Here is a 17,399-nt window from a genome sequence, read left to right as displayed (position 1 = left end):
TAAAACCGCGACGCGTTTCGCCCGGTCGACCCCGGAATCTCAGGGGTTCGAGCCTACGAGTCGCCGCCGGCGCCGCCCGCCGCGCCGCCGAACGACGCGGGGTCCGTCCACTCGTTGCGCCCCGAGACGGTCCGCTGCGGGAAGGGGATCGAGATCCCCTCCTCGTCGAACCGTTTCTTGACGGCCTTCACGTAGTCGGCGCGCGCCTTCACGAAGTCCGCCCGCGAGGGGTCCTCGATCCAGATCCGCGACTGGAGGCCCACGTAGGAGTCGGCCAGCTCGGTGAGCCGGACCGACGGCGCGGGGTCTTCGAGGATGGCGTCGCTCTTCTCGGCCTCCTCGACGATGATGTCCGTCGCCTTCTCCACGTCGTCCTCGTAGTCGATCCCGAAGACGAACTTCAGGCGGAGCGTCTTCTTCGCGACCGGGTTCTTCACCACGTCGCTCGTCAGGGCGTGGTTCGGCACCGTGAGCAGCTCGTTGTCGAACGTGCGGACGCGGGTGACGCGGAAGGAGATGTCCTCGACGACGCCCGAGTTGCCGTTCCACTCGATCCAGTCGCCGATGCGGAACGGCTTGTCGGTGTATATGAACACGCCGGCGACGAAGTTCTTGATCACGTCTTGGAGCGCGAAGCCGATCGCGAGCGTCGCCGCGGCCGCGATCGTCGCCAGCGATCGCAGGAACCCCTGGTACCCCGCCGCGCCGAACGCGACCGTGACGCCGGCGAACAGCACGAGGAACGCCACGATCTTCTGGAGCGGGCGCCGGGCGTGCTCGTCGAGCCCCTGCCTGTCGAAGACCCGCGTGACGAGCGGGGTGACGACCGCCTTGTAGAGCAGGTACGTCGCGACGACGACGGCGAGGAAGATGGCGGCGTCGACGACGAGGTCCGTCACCGGCCCGAGGTACGGTCGGAGCGTCCCCGCGACCGCGACGACGCCGGCCGGCCCCGCGGCGGCGCTCATCAGTGGAGCACCGCCGTGTTCCCGCGCGTCTCGATCAGGTCCGCCCCGACCGCGTCCGCGAGTTCCTCGGCGAGCTCCTCGGTCGTGGTGCCCCCGCGGGCCGCGCGGAGGAACTTCACCTTCACCAGCTTCCGGTCGTCGAGCTGGTCCGCCAGCTCGTCGACGACGGAGTCGATGCCGCGCTTCCCGACCCAGACGGTGACGTCGAGGTCGTGCGCCTCCTTCCGCAGTTCCTGGTCGCTCATACGCGGTCGAGTCGGCCGCGCGCATTGAACCTTGAGGTTCGGTCGCGCCGGGCTCGCCGCCGCGCCGCGACGCCGCCCGCCGCGTCACCGCTCGCGTTCGACGTCGCGCTCCCGGTCGGCGGCCCGGTTTCGCTCGGCCCACTCGGCGGCGTCCTCGGGGGTCTCGGTCTCCAGGAGGCGGTCGAGCTTGCGCTCGAACTGCTCGTCGGTGAGGTCGCCGTTCGCGTAGCGGGTCCGCAGCCGTTCGAGGGCGTCCGCGGTGGCGGCGGGCTCGTCGTCGCTTTCCGCCGTCTCGGCGCGGTCGGTCCGAGCGGAATCGAGATCGAACTCGCCGGCGGCCTCCTCCTCGTCGAACAGCATCGAGACGACCGGAACGATCACGATGTAGCCGAACAGCATGAACCCGAGCCACCAGTCGAACCCGAGCAGGAGGGCGGCGAGCCACGTCCCGGTGACAGTCGTGGCGGCGATGCCGCTCGCGTTGCGGCGGAAGCGCTCGCGGAGGGTCTCGTCGTCAGCCATCGCTAGCACGGTTCCCGCGTCGGTACAAAATCGTATCGGCGGTGGGGGTCGGAGCGGATCACCGCGCCGCGTCGCGCCCGCTACGACTCGCTTTCGACGGTTATCTCGTCGCGGTCGACCGCCAGCCGGAACGTCGGCACGGTGCGGTAGACGACCTCGACGACGTTCTTGCGTTCGAGGCTGCGGAGCGCGCGCCGCACCGCGTCGACCTCGGGGTCGACGTCGTACGCCTCCCGGAGCGCGTTGAGCACGCTGACGACGGACTGCGAGCGCTCGTCCGGGCCGGCGAGCACGTCGACCACCCGCGACTCCAGCTCGGGGACGCGGATCGTCTCCGGCACGCCGCCGCGCGCGACCGCGTCGGGCTCGACGCCCGGCTCGACGTCGACGAGGTCGTTGGCCTCCGCCGTCGCGCGGATCAGGCTGTCGTCGTCGCGGTAGTAGTACTCCTTCAGGTGGTTCTCCAGGTAGCCGTGGACCTCGCTGCCGCTCTCCATCTCCCACGCGTCCTGGAGCTCGCCGTTCTTCGTCGGCTGGAGGCGGACCACGTCGGCGAGCCGGTCGCGTTCCTCGTCGGTGAGGCTCATCGCTCCTCGACCGCGCTCGCGGCGCGGACGATGGTCTCCTCGCCGAACTTCGGGCCGACGAGTTGGAGCCCGACCGGCAGCCCGTCTGCCTCGCCCGCAGGCACGGAGACCGCGGGGAGGTTCGCGAGGTTGGCCGGCGTCGTGTTCGCGTCCGCGAGGTACATCCGCAGCGGGTCGTCGAGGCTCTCACCCAGCTCGAAGGGGAGGACCGGCATCGTCGGCGACGCGATCACGTCGACGTCGTCGAAGGCGTCCTCGAAGTCCCGACGGACCCACGCGCGGGCGTCCTGCGCCTTCTCGTAGTACTTGTCGTGGTAGCCGGCCGAGAGCGCGTACGTGCCGAGCAGGATCCGGCGTTTGACCTCCGCGCCGAACCCCTCCTCGCGGGTCTCCGCGAACGACTCGTTCCAGTTGCCGTCGGCGTCGCTCCGGTGGCCGTACCGGACGCCGTCGAAGCGCGCGAGGTTCGAGGAGGCCTCCGCCATCGCGATGACGTAGTACGCCTGGACCGCGTGCTCGACGGAGGGGAGCGAAATTTCGGTCGTCTCCGCGCCCTGCGCCTCCAGGTCGTCGATCGCGGCCTCGACCGTCTCCACGACGCGCTCGTCGGCGCCCTCGAACAGCTCCGTGGGCACGCCGACCGTCAGGCCCGCCACGTCGCCGTCCGCGGCGTCGGCGTAGCTCGCGTCGGGGTCGGCGCCCTCGACCTCGCGCAGGTCGCGGGTCGTCCCGTCGTTCGGGTCGTCGCCCGCGATGACGTCGAGCGCGGCGGCCGCCTCCTCGACGGTGCCCGCGATCGGGCCGATCTGTTCGAGGGAGTTCGCGTACGCGATGAGCCCGTACCGGGAGACGAGCCCGTAGGTGGGCTTGATCCCGACGACGCCGCAGAAGGCGGCCGGACAGCGGACCGAGCCGCCGGTGTCGGAGCCGAGCGCCACGTCGGCCTCGCCCGCCGCGACCGCGGCCGCCGAGCCGCCGGAGGAGCCGCCCGGGACGCGGTCGGTGTCGACCGGGTTCCGCGTGGGACCGAACGCGGAGGTCTCGGTCGTCGTCCCCATCCCGAACTCGTCCATGTTCGTCTTGCCGACGACCGTCGCGCCCGCCTCGGTCAGGCGGTCGACGACGGTCGCGGAGTAGGGCGGGACGTAGTCGGCCAGCATCTCCGAGCCGCAGGTCGTCCGGATCCCCTCGGTGGAGATGTTGTCCTTCACCGCGACGGTCGTGCCCGCGAGGGGGCCGTCGGCGTCGCCCTCGATCGTCGCCTCCGTGACGAAGGCGTTGATGTCGGCCGCCATCTACGACACCTTCGGCCCGACGAAGAAGCCGTCCTCCGTCTCCTCGGCGTTCGCGAGCGCCTCCTCCTGCGAGAGCCCCTCGCGGACCTCGTCCGGGCGCATCACGTTGACGAGCTCCTCCTCGCGCTCCGTCTCCGGGACCTCGTCGAGCGCCGCGAAGTACTCCAAGATGTCGCCGAACTGCGCCGCGAACTCGTCGACCTCCTCGTCGGCGAGCCGCACCCGCGCGAGATCCGCGACGTGTCTGACCTCCTCGGCGTCGACGGCGGCCTCGCCGTCGTCCGACGCTGCGGTGTCGCTCATACCCGAACGTACCACGCGGGCGGCGAGTAAGGGTTTCGGAAGGGGGCCGGCGACGCCGGGTCGGGACGGCTGCCGGAATTACCGGACCTGATCGACGAACGCGAGCCAGCGCTCGTGGCCCGCCAGCGTGTCCGCGTGGTGCTCGTCGGCGAACCCCGGCCGGCGGACGCCCTCCAAGGCGTTGAGCGCGCGGTCGATGCCGACGACCTCGTCGGCGAGCGCCTCGGCGGTCTCGCGGTCGAGGGGGTCGCTCTCCAGCCGCTCGACGCGCCGCGCCCGCTCGGCCCGCAGCGACTCGCGCGCCGCCGTCACCTTCCGGTCGAGCGCGGGCGGGACCGCGTCGACCTTCCGGGTCTCGACGATGAACGCCGACAGGTCGACGGCGCTCCCGTCTATCTCGACCTCGTCGGGCACGCTCGCGCCGACGGTCGCGCTGGGGCTGTTCACGCGGTCGAGGAGGGCCTCGCGAACGTCGTCGTCGATCGCCGTTCGCTCCGGGTCACTCATGGGTTCGCGTGGTCGACGGAGCCGGGAAAAATCGTCGGCCGTCGGTCGGCTCGGTCCGCCTCCCGCGTCCGCCTCGGTCGTCCGGCCCGCCGCCTCACGCGTCCTCGTCCGCCCGCACCGTCATCACCGGCACGTCCGAGAGCCGGACGACCTTCTCCGCGACGCTCCCGAGCAGGTACCGCTCGACCCCGGTCCGGCCGTGCGTCCCCATCACCACGAGGTCGGCGTCGGCCTCGTCGGCGTAGCGCAGTATCACCGAGTGGGGCGTCCCCGACTCGACCGCGGTCGTCAGGTCGACCTCGTCGGTCGAGGCCTGGATGAGCGCCTCGGCGTGGTCGGTGAGCCCGGCCTCGACTGCTTCGGGGTCGGGGCCGTCCCCGTGCCGCCCGATGTAGCCCTCGTCGGGCGACCGCCCGCTCATCGCCTGCGGGTCGTCGTCGAGGAACGCCCCGCTCAGGCCAAGCCCGCCCTCGCGGGTGTCGATCACGTGTAACACGTCCACGCTCGCGCCGAACTGCGACGCGAGCGCCCCCACGTGCGCCGCCGCCGCCTCCGATCCGGCGCTCCCGTCCGTCGGGTACAGTATCCTGTCGTACATCGTACCACCAAGCTGAAACTTCGAGGAGCGGGGTGAAAAACGCACCGCAGCCCCCGTTCGCGGCCGGTCCGCGAGTTCGTCCGGGTCGGAAGCGGGCGGGACGGCGGCGTCTGCGGGCGGTCGGGCGGCGTTACAGCAGGTCGTTCGCGACGAGTCGGTCGACCGCCTCGCGCAGGCGCTCCTCGCTCGCGGCGTACGAGATGCGGGCGTAGCCGGGCGCGTTGAACGCGCTGCCGGGGACGCAGGCGACCGCGGCCTCCTCGATGGCGCGCTCGCACCACGCCTGGTCGTCGTCGTCGACCGGGATCATCATGTAGAACGCGCCGTCGCCGACGTCGACGTCGACGCCGTGCTCGTCGAACAGGTCCACGAGGAGGTCCCGGCGGTCGGCGAAGGCGTCGCGCATCTCCTCGACCGACGCCTCGGTGTTCTCCAGCGCCTCGATCCCCGCGCGCTGGACGAAGTTCGTGGCGCAGGAGACGGAGTGGGAGTGGAGCTTGCCGGCCTCGCCGACGAACTCGTCGGTGGCGTGGAGGTAGCCGAGCCGCCAGCCGGTCATCGAGTACGCCTTCGAGAAGCCGTTGATCGTCACCGTGCGGTCGGCCATCCCGTCGAGGCTCGCGAGCGAGACGTGGTCGGCGTCGTAGACGATCCGCTCGTAGATCTCGTCCGAGATGACGGCCACGTCGTGCTCCACGGCGAGGTCGCGGACGCCCTCCAGGGCCGCCTCCGAGAACACCGCGCCCGTGGGGTTCGACGGGGTGTTGACGACGAGCAGTTCGGTGTCGTCCGAGACGGTCTCTGCGAGCTCGTCGAGGGCGGGCTCCAGCTGGAAGCCGTGGGGCGCGAGGTCGACGCGCGAGAGGTCGGCGCCGGCGAGCTTCGCCATCGCCTCGTAGGAGACCCACGCCGGGTCCAGCAGGACGACCTCGTCGCCCTCGTCGATCAGGGTCTGGAACGTCTCGTACAGGGCCTGCTTGCCACCGGGGGTGACGATGACCTCGCCGGCGTCGGCGTCGAGCCCGTTGCCGCGGAGCTTCTCCGCGATCGCCGCCTTGAGCTCGGGCACGCCGTTCGAGGAGGTGTACCCGGTGTGGCCCGCGTCGAGGGCCTCTTTCCCGGCCTCGACGACGTTCGCCGGGGTGTCGAAGTCGGGCTCGCCGACCGAGAGGTCGACGATGTCGGCCCCCTCGGCCTCCTTCTCCGCCGCCAGGTTCGATATCGCCAGCGTCGCGCTGGGCTCTACGCGTCCGATCCGCTCCGAGAAGTCGTATGCGTCGCTCATGTGTCGTGTGTGATCGTCGTGTCCGTCAGTCGAGTTCCGTCGCGAGGTCGATCGCGGCCGCGGCCGCGTCCGCCCCCTTGTCGATCCGCTCGCGCGCCTCCGCGCCGGACATCCCCGGGCCGCTCACGCCGAAGGTGACCGGCGTGTCCCGGTCGAGGCTCACCTGCGTGAGCTTCTCGGCGGTCGCGTTCGCGATGACGCGGTCGTGGTCGGTGTCGCCGGTGACGATGGCGCCGACCACCGCGACAGCGTCGACGTCGTCCCGGCGCGCCAGCCGGTCGGCGGCCAGCGGGCTGTCGTACGCGCCCGGCACGCTCAGTTCGTCGACGACGACGGCGTCGCGGTCGGCGGCCGCCTCGCGGGCGGCCTCGGCCATCGGCTCCGTGACGGAGTCGTTGAACCGCGCCACCACCAGTCCCAGCGAGACCATACGCGACGTGGAGCGGGCGACGGCAAAGGTCTACCGTTCGACCGCAGGGTTGCCGGGCGAACCTGTTCGGGACGGACTGGGGCGGTCGACTGATCGGTCATGGATCGACCTGCGGTGGCGCGTGCCTGCGAGGTCGCATCGCGGCCGAGCAGCACGCGCGAGGGAGTCGGCCGACCGCAGGGAGGCCGACGAGGCTGGGGAGGCGTGAGGTGCGGTTGCGGTGCGGTCGGGTGGGGCTCGAAGGGGCAGTCGCGGGAGCGGCGCAGGCGACGCAAGCACTGGAAGGAGCGAGCGAAGCGAGCGACTGAAGCGCGCAGCGAGCGTGCGCCGCTCCCGCGACTGGGGCTTCGGTGGTGGTCACCGCCGATCCACGGTCGGCCGTAGACGACTCACCGCCACAGGCGACGCCCGTCTTTCCGGCCACGCGTGATTAATACGTCTCCGACGCCAACACGAGTCCATGACAGACACCGAGACCGCGACGGTCGGCGGCGGCTGCTTCTGGTGCGTCGAGGCGGCGTTCAAGGAACTCGACGGCGTCCACGGCGTCACTTCGGGCTACGCCGGCGGCCACGTCGAGGACCCGAGCTATCGCGAGGTGTGTACCGGCAACACCGGCCACGCCGAGGTCGTTCAGGTCGAGTACGACCCCGAGGCGCTCTCTTACGAGGAGATCCTGGAGATCTTCTTCACCGTCCACGACCCGACCCAGCTGAACCGACAGGGGCCGGACGTGGGCACCCAGTACCGGTCGATCGTCCTCTACCACGACGACGAGCAGCGCCGGATCGCGGAGAACTACGTGGCCGCGCTCGACGAGGAGGGCGGCTACGACGACGACGTGGTGACCGAGGTCGAGCGGCTGGAGGCGTTCTACCGCGCCGAGGAGAAACACCAGGACTACTTCGAGAAGAACCCGGCCGACGCCTACTGTACGATGCACGCGCAGCCGAAGGTGGAGAAGGTCCGCGAGCGGTTCCGCGAGAAGGTGAAGGCGTAAGGATCGTCGGTGGACACTTCCGAACTCCCAGTCACTCGTTTATAAGCCATTGACTAGGGGTCGCCGGTGACCACCACCGAAGCCCCAGTCGGGAGGTGGGCGCACACTCGTTGCGCGCTTCAGTCGCTCGCTTCGCTCGCTCCTTCTAGTGTTACGTCGTCTGCGCCCACCTCCCGACTGCCCCTTCGATTCCCGCCCGACCGCACCGCAACCGCAGCCTCACACCTCCCCAGCCTCGCCGCTCGCTCCCTCCGGTCGCTCGCGGCGTCCCTCGCGCGTGCTCCTCGCGGCCGCCTTGGGCGGCCACTCGGAGGCACGCGCCGGCGTCCGAATGTGAGTCCTCACGTCGCGGCACAACCTATTCCCTTCCGCCGATCGAACCGTGGTTCGATGAAGGTCGGCCTCATCTCGGACGTTCACGCGAACCTCCCGGCGCTGGAGACGGTCCTCGACGACATGCCCGCCGTCGACCGGATCTACTGCGCGGGCGACGTGGTCGGCTACAACCCGTGGCCGGCCGAGTGCGTCGAGCGCGTGCGCGAGGTCGCGGCCGCGACGGTCCGGGGGAACCACGACCGCACCGTCGAGAGCCCGCAGCGGTACAGCGCCAACCGGATGGCCGAGGCCGGTCTCGAACACGCGAAGGCGTCGCTGTCGGCCGAGCAGCGCGAGTGGATCGACGCCCTCCCGCGGACAGAGACGTTCGGTGGCGACCGGTACCTGCTCGTCCACTCGCACCCCGCCGCCGAGCGCGAGGACGCCTACGTCTACCCGGAGGAGTTCCCGAACCTCGACCGGCACGTGGGCGAGTACGACGGGATCGTCCTCGGCCACACCCACGTTCAGGGGGTCCGCGACGTGGCCGGCGGCTTCGTGTGTAACCCGGGCAGCGTCGGCCAGCCCCGCGACGGCGACCCGCGGGCCGGGTACGCCGTCCTCGACACGACGGCCGACGGGAGCGACGCGGTCGAGACGCACCGCGTCGAGTACGACGTGGACCGCGTCGCGGCCGCGGTCCGCGAGGCCGGCCTCCCCGAGACGACGGCGGAGCGGCTCTACGAGGGCAGGTAGGTCAGTCGCCGTCGGCGGTCGCCGCGGCGTTTGGGGTGACGCCCAGCTGCTCATAGCAGAACGCCCACGAGTCCGTCTGCTCGTCGACGATCATCGAGGCCGGCTTGCCGACGCCGTGGCCGGTGGCCGACTTCATCCGCAGGAGGAACGGCCCGCCCGTCGCCTCGTTCTGGAGGCGCGCGGTCATCTTCCGGGCGTGCGAGGGGTGGACGCGCGTGTCGCTCGCGGCCGTGGTGAAGTAGACGGGGGGATGCGTCTCGTCGGGGTCGACGTTGTGGTACGGCGAGTACGCGCGGAGGTACTCGAACGCCTCCGGGTCCTCGGGGTGCCCGTACTCCGTCGTCCACGACTCCCCGAGCAGGAAGCGGTGGAACCGGAGCATGTCCAGCAGGGGGACCGCGCACTGCGCCGCCGCCCACAGGTCCGGGCGCTGGGTGACGACCGCACCGACCGAGAGCCCGCCGTTCGACCCGCCGGCGACCGCCAGGTGGTCGGTGTCGGTGAGCCCGGACGCGCAGAGCGCCTCCCCGGCCGCGACGAAGTCGTCGAAGGTGTGCTGTTTCTCCGCGAGCATCCCGGCCTCGTGCCACGGCTCGCCGTACTCGTACCCGCCGCGGGCGCACACCGCCGCGAACGCGCCGCCGTCCGCGAGAAACGGGAGCCGGAACCGCCCGAACGATGGCGTGATGCTGTTCCGGAATCCCCCGTAGCCGTACAGAAGCGTCGGGCGCGGGCCGTCGACGGCGGCGTCCTCGCGGTAGCAGACGAACACGGGTACCTCGGCGCCGTCGGTGGAGTCGACGAACCGCTGTTCGACGACGAGGTCCTCCGGGACGGGGAGGTCCACCGAGTCGACCTCGGTCGAAGCCAGTTCGGCCTCGGCCCCCGACCCCTCGCCGAGGTTGAGCGCTCGGACCGCCGGCGGCCGGTCGAAGCCGGTGAGCCCGAAGAACGCCTCGGGCGCGTCGCGGTTCGCGGAGACCCACGTGACGGAGCAGTACGACGGCAGCGACACGTCGCGCAGGTGCGTCCCGTCGCGGTCGTGGACGGAGAGCCGCGAGTGGGCGTCGCGCTGGCGGTGGACGAGGAGGCGCTCGGGAGTCGGCGCCACCGACTGGATGATCCCCTCGCCGCCGGGGAGCAGCTCGCGGCACTCCTCGAAGGAGAGGTCGCCCTCGCGGAAGCGCTCGACCGAGCAGGCGAGCACCCGCCGCCGGGGCGCGCCGTGGTCGGTCGAGACGAACGCCGTCCCGTCGTGGAACTGGACCGAGGTCTCGGCGTCGGTGTCGGTCAGGACGGGGCGGAGGTCGCCGTCGACGTGGACGTACCACTCGGTTCCTCCCACCATCTCGGAGAAGGCGACCGCGAGCAGCCCGGAGTCGGGGTCGACCGTGACCCGCGGCCAGACGTGCTGGTCGTCGTGTTCGAGCAGGAGTTCCTCCGACTCGGGGCCGTCCGCGAGCCGGAACCGGCGGACCTCCTTGTCCATCTGCGCGCCGTCGGCCGCGCCGCCGGTCGCGACGTAGACGAACCCCTCGCCGTCGGCCGTCCACGCGAGGCTCCCCGCGTTGACGCGGCCGCGCTCGGGGAGGACCGCGACCTCCTCGGCGCCCGGGCCGTAGCCTCCCGAACCCTCGGACTCCGCCGATTCAGTCGGGTCGGGCACCGACAGCACCCGCACGTCGTAGTTCTCGTCGCCGCCCTCGGTGACCCCGACCGCGACGCGCTCGCCGTCGTGCGACGGGACGTACCACGCCATCGACCGCGGCGGGCGCTCCGCGTCGCGGTTCGCGGCCCAGGCGTTCGGGTCGACGAGGACGCGACCGTCGCTGTCGGGCGCGTCGCGGACGACGAGGCGGGCGTGGTCGGCCCCGGGCTCGCGGACCGTCGCGAAGTAGCGCCCCTCGCGGACCGCGATCGGGCCGTAGTCGGCCACCTCGACGAGGTCCTCGAACCGGGGGCGGAGCCGGTCCCGGAGCGCGTCGTCGAGCGCCTCGTCGACGTGGGCGTTCTGGGCGTCGACCCACTCGTCGACTGCTTCGTCGTCGCCTTCGAGCCATCGATACGGGTCGTCGACGTCGACCCCGTGGAGCGTCTCCGTGACGACCTCGCGGCGCGTCGCCGGCGGAGAGCGGGCCGGAGCGGATTCGCGTGGCATACGGATCGGTGTCGCCGGCGACGCAAAACCGCTGGGGTCGCGGCGGCCGAGGCCGCCAATTCCGCTCGCGTCGCGGCGGACGGGGCGGGTGTTACGGCCGAGCCACGGCCGGGTCCCTCACAACCGGGCCCCTCACGGCCACAGGCCCGCGACGAACAGCAGGTTCCGCGCGGCGACGGCCAGCGAGAGCGCGCCGACGCCGCCGCACATCAGGGTCGCGACGAACCGCCGCGTGCCGCCCGCGACCGCGACCGGGAGCCCGATGACGGCCATGCCGACGACCTTCGTGAGGAGCATCCCGCCGAGGAGGCCGAACCGGGAGATGAACAGGCGGCCGACAGGCGACCCCTCGACGTACTCGCTGCCCGAGAGCGCGACGTAGGTCGTGCCCACGTCGGCGGCGATGCCGACGAGGAGGAGGCAGACGGCGAGGGCGAGACGAGTGACCACTGACCGAGCGAACGCGGTACGCACCAATAAACCTCCGGACGGAAGGCGGGAGCCGTCGCGGTCGGGCGCCGGTCCCGTCGTTCTGGCGCGAGGCGACGGGGTTGGTCGCGGGGCGCGCACAACAAGACGGTATTTAACCCGGTGGGTCGCCTACGAACGGTAATGAGTTCGTCCGACGACGAGTACGAGATCGCGGTGGTCGGCGGCGGGCCGGCCGGGCTGACGACGGCGCTGTACGGGGCCCGACTGGGCCACGAGACGGTGCTGATCGACCGCGGCGGCGGCCGCGCGGCGATGATGGCCGACACGCACAACGTGATCGGCGTCACCGAGGACGTCTCCGGCAACGAGTTCCTCGCGACCGGGCGCGAGCAGGTGGAGTCGTACGGCGGCACCTTCGAGCGCGGCTTCGTCACCGAGGTCGAGCGCACCGGCGACGACCGGTTCCGACTGGAGACGAACGACGCCGAACTGGTCGCGGACCGCGTCGTCCTCGCGACCGGGTTCTCCGACGAGCGCCCGGACCCGCCGCTCCCGCGGACGGGCAAGGGGCTCCACTACTGCCTCCACTGCGACGCCTACATGTTCGCCGACGAGCCGGTGTACGTGATGGGCCACGGCGAGGCCGCCGCGCACGTCGCGATGATCATGCTCAACGTCACCGACGACGTGGACGTGCTGACCCGCGGCGAGGAGCCGACGTGGAGCGAGGAGACCGCCGCGCAGCTGGAGGCGCACCCCGTCGACGTCGTCACCGAGGAGGTCGAGGGCGTCGAGAACGACCCCGACACCGGCTGGCTGGAGGCGCTGGAGTTCGCGGACGGCACGCGCCGCGAGTACCGCGGCGGCTTCGCGATGTACGGCTCCGACTACAACACCGTCCTCGCCGAGGGGCTGGGCTGCGACCTCAACGACGACGGCACCATCGCCGTCGACGACCACGGCCGCACCAGCGAGGACGGCGTGTTCGCGGTCGGCGACATCACGCCGGGGCACAACCAAGTGCCGGTCGCGATGGGCCAGGGGGCGAAGGCCGGCCTCGCGATCCACAAGGAGATCCGGGAGTTCCCGCGCTCGACAGAGGAGATCGCGCGCGACGGTCCCGTCGGCGAGGACGAGGTGCCCGCGATCCCGCCGCACCTCATGGCGACCGCCGTCGCCCACGAGGGGCACGCGGGCGGGCCGCGCGAGTCCGCCGAGGCCGAGGGGACCGAGGCGCCGGCCACCGACGACTGATCGCCGCCGGCTTTTCAGCGGAAATCGTCAGGGGAGATTCCCGATCTTTCACAGAGCGTACTGCGCGCGGCTGATGGGTTTCAAATCCGACGGAGCTGTCTCTCAGTTCGTTCGAGAACTGCGCCGGCCGGAACTCCCGCGAGCGAGCGCAGCGAGCGAGTGGGAGTACGGGCGGCGCACGAACGAAGTGAGTGCGCCGGCCGGGATTTGAACCACGGTCGCTCGCTGCGCTCGCTCTCTGATTCAAATCCCTCGGCGCATCCTGGCGCACGGACTCACTCGTCGCTGTCGCTCCTCGTTCGTTGTGTGCGCCAGGATGCGCCGGCCGGGATTTGAACCCGGGCCATGAGCTTGGAAGGCTCAGGTCCTACCACTAGACCACCGGCGCTCGCGTCGGTCGATGACGCACCTACACGTAGGCGGAACGGCTTTCATAAGCGTTCCGTGTTCTGACGGGACGAGCCGCGTCCGTGACCACCGATAGTACTTAAAGCGCCACGATACTGCGGGCCGCTCCCAGCGCGCTAGAACGCTTTTCAGCCGCTTAGAACCCTGTACGGTACATATGTGTCTACCCACCCAACGTACACCTGTGAGGTGAGACCGATGTCATACCAAACTAGCAATCCGCTGGTCGGCGAGACTGAGTTCGCGCTGGAGGGACCGTGGGCGACGTACTGGATCGCGTTCCTCCGCGTCGTCACCGGCTGGTGGTTCTTCCACGCCGGCGTGACGAAGATCATCACCGACGGGTTCGCGTTCAGTTACGGGCCGGCGTACATGCAGCAGATGACGGGCACCGCACTCGGCGGAATCCCGGTCTGGATGGGGAACAACCTCGCGTGGCTCATCGCGCCCGGGGTGCCCCTCTTCGAGACGCTCATCGGCCTCGCGCTGATGGCCGGCGCCCTGACCCGGTTCGCCGCCTTCGGCGGGGTCATCTTCATGAGCCTCTTCTGGGTCGGCAACGCCGGGTTCGGCCACGGCGTCGTCAACAGCGACCTGATGGGCCTGCTGCTGTTCATGACGGTGATCGTGCTCGCGGCCGGTCGGTACTACGGCCTCGACGCGCTCATCGAACAGACGGCGCTCGTCAAACAGAACCCCAAGCTGCGGTACCTGCTCGGCTAACGAGGTGACCGAAAATGACAGACATCATCGACAAGGCGGCACGGGCGTTGAGCGCGGGACTGATGCTGTTCGGCATCGTGGTCCTCGGATTAGTCGAGACGCTGGCCGGGCAGCCGTTCGCCCCGGTCCCGATGACGAACGAGGCGGGCGACGTGGTCGCGACGCCGCTGATCGCGCCGGAGATCCGCACCGGCTTCGTGCTGGCCGGCATCGCGGTGCTCGGCCTCTACGCGGCGTACCGGCTCGTGGCGCCGCTCCCGGACGACCGGGGCGTCAGCCACGAGACGATGGCGGACTGAATCGCGCGGGAATCGCCGACCGCGACGACACCGGCGGAACGCGCCGTCGCGGACGACGACGGTCACTCTTCTGTTCGGTCCGTGCCCTCGTCGAGCGACCGCTCCGATCCGGACCCAGACTCCGCCTCCGAGCCGCTCGCGCCGGTGTCGGTCCCGCCGTCCGTGCTCGCGGGCGCGGCGTCGGAGGCCTCCTCGTCGGCGCCGAACGAGAACGCGGTGTCGGCGTCGAGCGCCTCGGCGCTGGCGTCGGCTGACGCCGCCCCGTCGCCGGCGGCGGCCTCGTCGGCGTCGACCTCGAAGTCCTCGGTCATCTCCCGCAGGTCGCGGGCGCGCTCGTGGAGGTCGTGCGCCTGCTCGGAGACCTCGCCGAGCGTGGCCGCCTGCTCCTCGGCGGCGGACGCGACGGTGGTCGCCTCGGCGGTGGTCTGCTCGCTCACGCCCGCGAGCTCGTCGACCGCGCCGGTCACCTCGTTGACCGACGCCGCCTGCGCGTCCATCGCGCCCGAGATCTCCTGGACGCCGTCGTCGGCCTCGCTCACCCGCTCGGAGACCTCTTCGAGCGCGTCCTCGGCGTCCTCGACGACGTCGACCCCGTCGTCGACACCGTCGCGGATCGCGGCCATCTCGTCGACGCTCTCGTCGGTGCGCTCGCGGAGGCTCTCGATCAGGGCCTCGACCTCGGCGGCGGACTCCTGGGTCTCCTCGGCGAGCGACTTCACCTCCTCGGCGACGACCGCGAAGCCGGAGCCGGCCTCGCCCGCGCGGGCCGCCTCGATCGAGGCGTTGAGCGCGAGCAGGTTCGTCTGGTCGGCGATCTCAGAGATCGTCTCGACGATCTCGTCGACCTCCGCCATCTCGGACTCGAGCCGCTCGATCGTCTCCGCGGCCGACTCGGAGCGCGCCTCGATGCCGTGGAGCTCCTCGACCGCGTCGGCCGCCGCCTCGCGGCCTTCCTCCGTGAGCGCGTCGGCCTGCCGCGAGGTGGTCGCGACCTCGTCGGCGGAGGCCGCGACCTCCTCGACGGTCGCCGACATGTCCTCCATCTCGCCGGCCACCTCGGCCAGCCGGCGGCTCTGCCGCTCCGCGCCGGCGGATATCTCGTCGACCGCGTCGCTCGTCTCCCGGCCGGCGGCCGCGGCCTCGTCGGTGCCGTCGGTCACCGCCTCGCTGCGGTCCGCGACCTCGACGGCGAAGGCGTCGACCTCCGCGATCGCGGCCTCCAGCTCGTCCATCGCGTCGTTGAACTCCGCGGCGATGTCGCGGAGCGCCTCGGGGTCCTCGGGGTCGGCCTCCAGCCGCGCGGTGAGGTCGCCGTCGGCGCAGGCCGCCATGGTCGCGCCGAAGTCGCTCGCCCGCGACTCCAGGCGCTCCGCGAACGCCTCGCTCTCCGCCTTCGCCGCCTCGGCGCGCTCCCGCTGCGTCTCCGCCGACTGGATCTGGTCGCGCAGCGAGTCGCGCATCGTGGCGAACGCCGCGGAGAGGTCACCGAACTCGTCGCGCCGCTCCGTGTGGAAGTCGACGTCGAGGTCGCCGTCGGCCAGCGCCGTCGCCCGCGCCCGGAGCTGGTTCAGCTCGGCGACGGTACCGCGGCCGAGCGTCACGCCGAGCAGGCCGAGCCCGACGATCGCGACGCCGACGATGAGGAGCAGGTTCCGACCGATCATCCCCGAGAGGGCGTACGCCTCGGAGAGCGGGACGTGGACCGCGACGTACCACTCCTCGGTCTCTAGGGGCGCGTACGCGACGAGGTACTCGCCGCCGTCGGCGAAGCTGAACGTGGCCGATGGCAGGAACCCGACGGACCGCGTGTCGTCGAGCATCGCGGAGCGGACGTCGGTGTCGTAGCGGATCCCGGAGACGTAGTCGGCGTTGCTCGCGGCGATCCGGCCGTCGGGCTGGACGATGGTCGTGAACGCGCTCTCGGTGGGCTGGCGGAAGTCCTCGGTGACGGGGGCGAGCGAGATCTCCATCACGAGGTACTCCCGCAGCGGGGTCGCCGCGACGTACGCGATCCGGCGTTCGCCGTCGACCATGTAGGTGGGGCTCGTGTACACGTCGTCCGCGAACAGGAGGTCGTCGTCGAACCACGCCTGCGAGGTGACCGACTCGCCGGCCTCCCGGTCGGTGCTGGCGAGGACGGCGCTCTCGTCGCGGTCGACGAAGTGGAAGGCGGTGACCGACTCGGCGGTCCGCGAGAGGTGCGAGGAGAGGTAGCTGTCGACTTGTGCGGGGTCCTGGGAGAACGCGTGGTTGTCGGCGATCTCCGTGACCACCGAGCGGCGCTCGCTCGCCCAGCCGTCGAGCTCCGTGGCGCTCAGCTCCGCGACGGCCGTGTAGTCCCCTTGCGCGTTCGATTCGAGCTGGTCCGTCGTCTCGGCGTACGTGACGGCCCCGACGGCCCCGATGGCGAGGACGACGACGACGAGGGCGACGAGGAACTTCGCGAGGTAGCTCCGGGCGACCGCGTCGGGCGCGACCCGACGGAGGACCCGTTCGAGGAAGGTGTCAGCCATTATCATCAGGCGGTCGACAAGGACTCTTTAATCCACCTCCTTCGATATCTCTCGTGATAATCAGCGGTCCGGCGGCGACACCTCGGCGTAGCAGTTGCCGCTCGAAACCGTCACGTGGTGCGGTTCGAGGTCGCTTTCCGCGAGGTCGGACTCGAACTCGGACGGCGAGTAGATGTGATAGTACCGGGGGACCGTCTCGCCGCCCGGCAGCGTCCAGTCGACGGTCGTGTCGAACCCCTCCTCGCGGTCGAAGCGGTCGTGCGCCGTGCTCCACGCGCTGACGAGCGCGACCCCGTCCGGCGCGAGGACCCGGGCCAGTTCGTTCAGGCTCTCGACGCGGGTGTCGCGGGGCGAGAGGTGGTGCAGCGTGGCGACGTAGACCGCGAGGTCGACCGCGCCGTCGCGGACCGGCAGCGCGGCCGCGTCCCCGTGGACGAACGCGGTCGCGTCCGCGTACCCTCGCTCGCTGGCGCGAGCGACCGCCTCGTCGAGCAGCCCGCGGCTGAGGTCGACGCCGACGGCGGTCTCGGCGCGCGCCGCGAGCGCCTCCGTGTGCCGCCCGTTCCCGCAGCCGACATCGAGCGCGACCGGACCCGACCGGCCGTCGAGGAACGACTCGACCTCGGGCCAGGCGTACTCCCGCGTCTTCGAGAAGTGCGCCGCGATGCGGTCGTACGTCGCTCGCGGGTCGCCCGTCGACCCCGCGTCGCCCCCCGAATCCGAGTCCATACGCCCCCGTCGACCGCGACCGGTTTAGCTCGTGCGGCCGCGGCGGAGTCCGTCCCGACCGACGGCGCGTCG

19 protein-coding genes and 1 tRNA gene are annotated in these 17,399 nt (G+C 71.3%); 5 read left to right on the top strand and 15 right to left on the bottom strand.

Annotated elements, in window-relative coordinates:
- Positions 1–53: 53 nt before the first annotated feature.
- The 10 genes from EXE44_RS00330 to ribH form a co-directional block, all read right to left on the bottom strand.
- Positions 54–968: a mechanosensitive ion channel family protein gene (locus EXE44_RS00330; RefSeq protein WP_137715475.1), complete on the bottom strand. Its 915-nt coding sequence runs from the start codon at positions 966–968 to the stop codon at positions 54–56.
- Complete coding sequence (locus EXE44_RS00325) at positions 968–1,213, bottom strand: YhbY family RNA-binding protein (RefSeq protein WP_137715474.1); 246 nt, start codon at positions 1,211–1,213, stop codon at positions 968–970. Before EXE44_RS00325 ends, EXE44_RS00330 begins: the two co-directional genes overlap by 1 nt.
- Positions 1,214–1,297: 84 nt before the next feature.
- A complete protein-coding gene (locus EXE44_RS00320) occupies positions 1,298–1,735 on the bottom strand; it encodes an SHOCT domain-containing protein (protein ID WP_137715473.1) in 438 nt (145 codons plus the stop codon).
- 80 nt (positions 1,736–1,815) lie between these two features.
- Positions 1,816–2,322 carry a DUF5797 family protein gene (locus tag EXE44_RS00315; protein ID WP_137715472.1) on the bottom strand — a complete coding sequence of 169 codons (507 nt, stop codon included), beginning with the start codon at positions 2,320–2,322 and terminating at the stop codon, positions 1,816–1,818.
- Positions 2,319–3,617: an Asp-tRNA(Asn)/Glu-tRNA(Gln) amidotransferase subunit GatA gene (gene gatA / locus EXE44_RS00310; RefSeq protein ID WP_137715471.1), complete on the bottom strand. Its 1,299-nt coding sequence runs from the start codon at positions 3,615–3,617 to the stop codon at positions 2,319–2,321. Before gatA ends, EXE44_RS00315 begins: the two co-directional genes overlap by 4 nt.
- On the bottom strand, positions 3,618–3,920 hold the full coding sequence (gene gatC / locus EXE44_RS00305; RefSeq protein WP_053772279.1) for an Asp-tRNA(Asn)/Glu-tRNA(Gln) amidotransferase subunit GatC: 303 nt from the start codon (positions 3,918–3,920) through the stop codon (positions 3,618–3,620). It lies immediately after the preceding gene.
- 78 nt (positions 3,921–3,998) lie between these two features.
- Entirely contained in the window at positions 3,999–4,427 is a 429-nt protein-coding gene (locus tag EXE44_RS00300; protein ID WP_137715470.1) for a DUF5788 family protein, read from the bottom strand.
- A gap of 94 nt (positions 4,428–4,521) precedes the next feature.
- The gene (locus EXE44_RS00295; protein WP_137715469.1) at positions 4,522–5,025 is read right to left on the bottom strand and encodes a universal stress protein; all 504 of its coding nucleotides are present in this window, start codon (positions 5,023–5,025) and stop codon (positions 4,522–4,524) included.
- Positions 5,026–5,155: 130 nt separating this feature from the next.
- Positions 5,156–6,310 carry a pyridoxal phosphate-dependent aminotransferase gene (locus EXE44_RS00290; protein WP_137715468.1) on the bottom strand — a complete coding sequence of 385 codons (1,155 nt, stop codon included), beginning with the start codon at positions 6,308–6,310 and terminating at the stop codon, positions 5,156–5,158.
- Between the two features lie 25 nt (positions 6,311–6,335).
- Positions 6,336–6,740 (bottom strand): 6,7-dimethyl-8-ribityllumazine synthase, encoded by a 405-nt coding sequence (ribH, locus tag EXE44_RS00285; protein ID WP_121561996.1) that lies wholly within the window; start codon positions 6,738–6,740, stop codon positions 6,336–6,338.
- Positions 6,741–7,200: 460 nt separating this feature from the next.
- On the opposite strand from ribH, the gene msrA reads away from it, so the two are divergent.
- Complete coding sequence (gene msrA / locus EXE44_RS00280; protein WP_137715467.1) at positions 7,201–7,740, top strand: peptide-methionine (S)-S-oxide reductase MsrA; 540 nt, start codon at positions 7,201–7,203, stop codon at positions 7,738–7,740.
- A 390-nt stretch (positions 7,741–8,130) separates the two neighbouring features.
- Positions 8,131–8,811 carry a metallophosphoesterase gene (locus tag EXE44_RS00275; protein ID WP_137715466.1) on the top strand — a complete coding sequence of 227 codons (681 nt, stop codon included), beginning with the start codon at positions 8,131–8,133 and terminating at the stop codon, positions 8,809–8,811.
- A 1-nt stretch (position 8,812) separates the two neighbouring features.
- Here the strand turns inward: EXE44_RS00275 and EXE44_RS00270 are convergent, their stop codons facing one another.
- The gene (locus EXE44_RS00270) at positions 8,813–10,969 is read right to left on the bottom strand and encodes a prolyl oligopeptidase family protein (RefSeq protein ID WP_137715465.1); all 2,157 of its coding nucleotides are present in this window, start codon (positions 10,967–10,969) and stop codon (positions 8,813–8,815) included.
- Positions 10,970–11,101: 132 nt separating this feature from the next.
- On the bottom strand, positions 11,102–11,419 hold the full coding sequence (locus EXE44_RS00265; protein ID WP_121561992.1) for a hypothetical protein: 318 nt from the start codon (positions 11,417–11,419) through the stop codon (positions 11,102–11,104).
- A gap of 162 nt (positions 11,420–11,581) precedes the next feature.
- Here EXE44_RS00265 and EXE44_RS00260 point away from each other — a divergent pair, with 162 nt between their 5' ends.
- The gene (locus tag EXE44_RS00260) at positions 11,582–12,655 is read left to right on the top strand and encodes an NAD(P)/FAD-dependent oxidoreductase (RefSeq protein ID WP_137715464.1); all 1,074 of its coding nucleotides are present in this window, start codon (positions 11,582–11,584) and stop codon (positions 12,653–12,655) included.
- Between the two features lie 317 nt (positions 12,656–12,972).
- On the opposite strand, the gene EXE44_RS00255 is transcribed toward EXE44_RS00260, so the two are convergent.
- Positions 12,973–13,043 (bottom strand) — tRNA-Gly (locus tag EXE44_RS00255).
- A 218-nt stretch (positions 13,044–13,261) separates the two neighbouring features.
- On the opposite strand from EXE44_RS00255, the gene EXE44_RS00250 reads away from it, so the two are divergent.
- Both EXE44_RS00250 and EXE44_RS00245 read left to right on the top strand, forming a co-directional pair.
- Entirely contained in the window at positions 13,262–13,786 is a 525-nt protein-coding gene (locus EXE44_RS00250) for a DoxX family protein (protein ID WP_137715463.1), read from the top strand.
- A gap of 14 nt (positions 13,787–13,800) precedes the next feature.
- On the top strand, positions 13,801–14,085 hold the full coding sequence (locus EXE44_RS00245; RefSeq protein ID WP_137715462.1) for a hypothetical protein: 285 nt from the start codon (positions 13,801–13,803) through the stop codon (positions 14,083–14,085).
- 62 nt (positions 14,086–14,147) lie between these two features.
- Here EXE44_RS00245 and EXE44_RS00240 read toward each other — a convergent pair whose 3' ends face one another.
- Together EXE44_RS00240 and EXE44_RS00235 are read right to left on the bottom strand one after the other, a co-directional pair.
- Positions 14,148–16,598, bottom strand: coding sequence for a methyl-accepting chemotaxis protein (locus EXE44_RS00240; protein ID WP_137715461.1), 2,451 nt, complete (start codon positions 16,596–16,598; stop codon positions 14,148–14,150).
- 60 nt (positions 16,599–16,658) lie between these two features.
- On the bottom strand, positions 16,659–17,327 hold the full coding sequence (locus tag EXE44_RS00235) for a class I SAM-dependent methyltransferase (RefSeq protein WP_137715460.1): 669 nt from the start codon (positions 17,325–17,327) through the stop codon (positions 16,659–16,661).
- Positions 17,328–17,399 lie beyond the last annotated feature (72 nt).

Source organism: Halorubrum sp. SS7 (genome assembly GCF_005435055.1).
GTDB lineage: Archaea > Halobacteriota > Halobacteria > Halobacteriales > Haloferacaceae > Halorubrum > Halorubrum salinarum.
This window is presented reverse-complemented; position numbering and strand designations above follow the sequence as displayed.